2 protein-coding genes are annotated in these 4,411 nt (G+C 30.9%); both read right to left on the bottom strand.

Annotated elements, in window-relative coordinates; translation table 11 throughout:
• Positions 1–135: 135 nt before the first annotated feature.
• A complete protein-coding gene (locus VW161_RS08690; RefSeq protein WP_304163668.1) occupies positions 136–1,440 on the bottom strand; it encodes a PD-(D/E)XK nuclease family protein in 1,305 nt (434 codons plus the stop codon).
• Between the two features lie 131 nt (positions 1,441–1,571).
• Complete coding sequence (locus VW161_RS08685) at positions 1,572–4,085, bottom strand: DEAD/DEAH box helicase (protein WP_304087997.1); 2,514 nt, start codon at positions 4,083–4,085, stop codon at positions 1,572–1,574.
• Between the last annotated feature and the right edge of the window lie 326 nt (positions 4,086–4,411).

The following is a 4,411-nucleotide window of genomic DNA, read 5'->3' as shown; positions in this document are numbered from 1 at the left end:
TTTACCTTGTGATAGTCTTAAACCATTATTGGAAGCATTTGAAAATATATAATTTAAAAATATATAATTTAAAAAATTTAAATAAATTAGTTATAAGAAATTATAACTAACTCTTTTTATTCTTCTTTTATTTGTTTAAGGAATTGTAAACACTTGTTTATTTTCTGATTCTTGGTCTTTCTTCTTATTGCAGAATGTTCTAAAGTCACATGCACTGCAGGTTCTATCTTCTGCTTCAGCTTTCCAAGCATCCTTGATTTTGCATCCATTCATTTCCTTTATCAATGAGGATTCTATATCATTTACTACATTATCGAATTGGTCTAAGGAATTGCCTATCAATTCCTCTTCAACATTGATTATTCTAATGGATCTGTCCATCTTAAACTTGTCTGACAAGTCTCTATGAATAGCTATTTCGGAATCTTCATTCCAATTCCTTAATCTTTCCCAATCCTCAGCAAGAATTTGATTTAATGAAATGTCAGTTTGATTATTCAATAAGTCTTCCTTTATTGCCTTTAAGTCATCGTTTGATGGAACCAATTCATTCAAGTAAAAAATAATTCCTACAATTGGCTTATCTAGGTTTTCCTGATTTTTTCTAAGCCAAGCATATGTTAAAATCTGCCATTCATGCTGTATCCAAACCTTATACTTTTCATATTCCTCTGAATCGAATAGGGTTCCTCTTTCCATTAATGATTGGATTTCCATTAATTCGTCTTTTGATGGCGCACTTGGTCTTCTCATTCCCTTATAGTCTATGATTATTTCATATTCATTCAATTCATCATCCAATAGTTTCTTAAACTCATCATTATTGTACAAGTAACTTATGATGCTGTTTGTTTGAGAAAGATTGAAATAATCATCTAAAGTCTGTTGAAATGGATTATTATTTGTTTTTTGATAAAACTTATCCACCATTTTTGAACTTAAAACATCAACAACACCATTTATTGAATAGTAATCAGACCTGCCATTTTCATAATTCATAGGTCTTAATCCTTTTATCAATACTTCTGTATCTTCAATTAAAGGGAATAGATGTGGTCCCCAGAGGTTAATTGAACGCTCTAATCTTGCGCTATAAATATTATCATTAGGCCCATAATTATTCACATATTCATATGGAGGGTTTAATCCTTTAACCTTTAATCTACCTGTTATTAAGTCTTCTATTGGCTTTATTTCCTCTTCCCAGTTCCAAGGGAACACTAATTTGTCTGCATTTGAATATTTTTTCCATTTTAAAAATGCCTCTTCCAATGCTCCATGTATGAATTCACCAAACCACAATTGTACAGGCATTGATGGTGGAAGATTTCCCTTGTTTTGATAACGATACTGTAAATTGCAAGTTAAAAATGATAATAAATCACCAGTTAAGCTATATTCCGGTATGATATACTCTCTTGATCTAGTTGATAATTTCATTTTTACACCAATCAAATAATTTTTTTAATATTTTATTTACCAATAAATTTTATTTACAAATAATATTTTTTTAATAAATATCAAATAATTTCATACAAAGTTTCATATAATTTACTTAAAAGAACGACTAATTAAATTAAAAATATATTGTCAAAACCTATAAATTCTTCATCCCTATTCCAACCTAATGCAACATTAGGTATTTTTCTTTGTTTATCATTTTGTTTATATCCATCAATGTTTGGATTTAATCCAACTAATAGCAAAACATCTTTAGCTCTGGAGAATGCAACAAAATACAATCTTGTCAAATCATCAAATGCCATGTCTTTAGAATCCCTATCCATATTGGATAATGAACTGTATTTTCTAATGCTATCCTGAATTATTGAAGATGAATCTGCATTCTTAGGGAATCTTAAGTTAGCGTCTTTAGATAGGTTCTTCTTAAACCTTGATCCAACATCAACAATGACAAGAGGGAACTCCAGTCCCTTTGCCTGATGAATGGACATGATATTAAATCTATTAGAAGGAATGACTTCAAACAGATTCTCATCTATCTGCACTCCACCACTGGCTATTGGCACAAATATATTTAGCAATGCCTCGTTAATTGATTCCTTTTCTGCTTCTGGTGAAGAGAAATCGATGTTAGCGGAATACTTATTAAAGAAGCTTGTTTGTGTAATTGTTTGAGTGATAGCCTTAAGATAAACTACACCTTCATCATCTTCCTGGAATTCCGGTATCCAGCTGACCAGCTTATATGCCAATTCCATCAGATTAGCCTTTGTAGGCCATTTGATATCATTTGATTCATCAGATGAAAACGGATGTCTGATTTGCCAATGAGTTACGAATTTCTCTAAGGAAACAGGTGAATGTGGCTCTGGATTTACATCATTCATATAGGAAATTGCTTTTCTACGCCAAGCATTCATATTCATGCTTGCAGCATTTGGCAATTTATCATTAGTCTTTTGGTATCTTGAATTAGGATCTATGCATTCCAACATCAAACCACAAAAGACAGCTACACAATCAATATTCTGCAAGTCTTGACCTCTAGGGTTAAAGACTTCAATAGGATGCCTTAATCTTCCCAATTGCTTTTTTAATGCAAAAGTAAATGTACGGTTTCCTCTGCCAGTTAACTCCTTCGGGGAATAAGTTAAAAATGCAATATCCTCAGCAGAACCATCTTCTCCAAGCTCTATGACAATCTCATCTTCCCCTTCTGCCAAGTCAAATCCTTTATCCCTATAATTGATTAAGGTTGTCTTATTGTCTGAATTGAATTTCTGATTATCTTCTTTGGTTAAAACCCTTTTAATCTTACGTTTAACTATTCCATTTCTGTTTAATTCATCGATGAATCTGGCCAAATCAGTTGCAAGAAGCTGTTCATTGTTTCTGAACATTCCTAAAATAGGAACTTGGTTTGAATCATCATCATTAAAGCTTGACACTTCAATCTTTGGCTTTTCCTTTACACGGGCAGATTGATACTCATCATCCAATTCAACAAAATCATTGCATAAGTCAATGATGTTTTCAGTGGATCTGTAATTGGTTTTAAGGTTAACTTCCTTTGCTTCAATTCCAATTCTAGCTATTCTTTCAATAAAATTAGTGAATAAGTCTACACTAGCACCTCTAAACCTATATAAAGATTGGTCATCATCACCTACAACAGTGATGTTTCCTCCATTTTGAATTGCGGATTCTGCAATTTTAAAGTAAATGCTTTCTTGCAGTAGGTTTGTATCCTGATACTCATCCACTAAAATAATCTTAATATCATTTAGGAATACATTGAGGCTATCTGAATTCAATCTTCTTAGAAATTCAGTTTCAAGCATTGCAAAATCATAGATATTTTGACGTTTAAGTATTTCTGCATATTCTAAAATTAGCTTTAAAGCCAGTTGTTTCCCTAGTTCTGTCGGTTGAATATTGCTTAAAATTTTATTGATATCCACCATATTGTAGTAAATGTGTTCCTTTATTTCAATCAATATGCTTGCCATCATTGTAAGATTCTTTACCTTAGGCTTTTGTTCTGTATTGGATTGCTTTCCTGTTATATCTGCCAAATACTCTTGCAATGAGTCATGCTTATATCGGTCATCCTTTAGAAGACATTCATTTATCATAACGGAATTTGCAACAAAATCCTCTATTAATATAGGTTGGCTTGTTCCTGCTTGACGATAAATACGCAATAATTCATCCGCTATGCTGTCTATGGTTCCGATATTGATCTGATTGAAATCTATTCTATTGATTTCCTTAATTATGGAATCATCAGTGATTTCACCGCTGAACATCTTATCCATGTAATTAGCAATAAGCTTGGATTTTATCTTGTCTCCCCAACTGAGAATACGTGATAGGAGTTCACTTGCAGCCTTTCTTGTGAAAGTGGTAGCCAATATCTCATTAGGTGAAACATCATCAACAAAAATAAACTTCAATATCTTAAGCACCATAACTGTTGTCTTGCCGGAACCTGGTCCCGCAACAATGAACAATGATTGGTCTTTAGGTGATGAAATAGTGGATTTCTGGTCTTCATTTGAAGAAATGTCCCTTTCCAATACATTTACAACGATTTCTTCAAATTCCTTATAATCTATCAAATTTTCCCCTCTTACATTTTATAAAAATAATATATCTAAGTTATATCTATACTTATATTAATTTATGAAATATTTTAATTTTTGTATTTAAGTAACTAAACATAGAGCAAATGAAAACTAATAGGAAAAGTTTTATTTAATACAAAAAGAAATATATGATAAGTTTTATTAAATTCGCTTGACAAATATATAATTAATATTTTACGCTAATATTTAAAATTAATTTATTAGTTAATTTATTAGTTAATTTAATACTTTATTATACAAATAATACTTTATTATACAAATAATACTTTATTATACAAATAATACTTTATTATACAAAT

This window comes from Methanobrevibacter ruminantium, assembly GCF_016294135.1.
Taxonomy (GTDB): domain Archaea; phylum Methanobacteriota; class Methanobacteria; order Methanobacteriales; family Methanobacteriaceae; genus Methanobrevibacter; species Methanobrevibacter ruminantium_A.
This window is presented reverse-complemented; position numbering and strand designations above follow the sequence as displayed.

What these genes read in the sequence shown, in the direction of transcription:
- VW161_RS08690 (WP_304163668.1), bottom strand. Translation starts at nt 1,440, where the DNA reads ATGAAATTATCAACTAGATCAAGAGAGTATATCATACCGGAATATAGC.